Raw genomic sequence first — 1,188 nt, forward strand, 5'->3', positions numbered from 1 at the left:
GGCATCTTTCAAATTACGGCGTTCAAAATCGGAAAGATTTTCTGGCTCAATGTTGTTATCTGGCTCAATTCCAAGCTCAACATCGGTCGCTTGATGTCGAATTCGTACCATAGAGATGAACTCTAACGCGTCTTTTAAATCCTGTGCTCGACCTTTTGGCAAGATGCCTGCGTCAATAATGTCGTCGAGACGTTCAAACGAGTTTTGTGCACGAGAGCCAACCGCCAAGGCATGCACACGAATCAGATCAACCAGCGGCGCGGTGCCACGACGTTTTAGGTTGATCGAGTTTTTGTGCTGGCCGTCTTTTTCCATCACAAAATCTTTGAAGAAGCCTAATGGCGGTGTGCGGTTTAGCGCATTTCGAGCCAAACATGCTAAGAAGCGATTATTTTTACGCGCTCGACGCACAATGAAGCTGGTGAGCTGTTCTGCCCATTTTAAGCGGCCATACACGCCATCTAAATCGAAAAATATTGATGCATTCAGTAACGCTTTCGGGTTGGGATCGTCAATCCAGTCAGCGAAACATTCTTCCCATTCGGAGCGAGTCATTCGCCACATCGGGTTTGTGGCCATGATGTCACCGGTACAATATTTGTAACCACAAGCGTCAAGGCCGTCACTGACAAACTTAGCGAGATCTTCAAAGTACTTGCCATGTTTCTCTTCTTGATAGGATTCGTCCAGAATAATGGCGTTGTCTTGGTCGGTAACCAGCAACTGTTCGTCGCGTCCCATTGAACCTAATGCGAGGAAACAATAAGGAATCGGAGGCGCACCAAGTTCTTCTTCGGCCAACTCCAACAAACGCTGTTTGAAACTTCGGCCAATTACCGACATCGCGCTGCCAACCATGTGTGAATTGGCGTCTTCGTTAACCAGACGTACGAAGCTGCTTTTGACTTCTTCTGCGACTGTTGCTAAATCTTCGATGCTTTGCTGCTGAAAAATGCTGCTTACGAGAAGCAGTGAGTTTTGCGATTCATAACGAACAATATCGGTAGTTTCGATGATGCCTATCGGCAGTTGATTTTTGACCACCGGCAGATGATGCACGTTGTAGCGTAACATCGTTAGCATGGCTTCATAGATGTAAGCATTATGGTCTAGAGAGATCACTTCCGTCGTCATGACCGTTGAAACATCATCTTGAGGAGACAAGCCTTCTGCAAGCACTCGAGTACA

General features: G+C 46.7%; 1 protein-coding gene. It reads right to left on the bottom strand.

The window, feature by feature from the left end; all coding sequences use genetic code 11:
• Positions 1 to 1,188: DUF294 nucleotidyltransferase-like domain-containing protein (locus R8O11_RS24990; protein WP_318194578.1), on the bottom strand; the 1,188-nt coding region annotated here is incomplete at both ends.

It is taken from the genome of Vibrio sp. 1288, assembly GCF_033344475.1.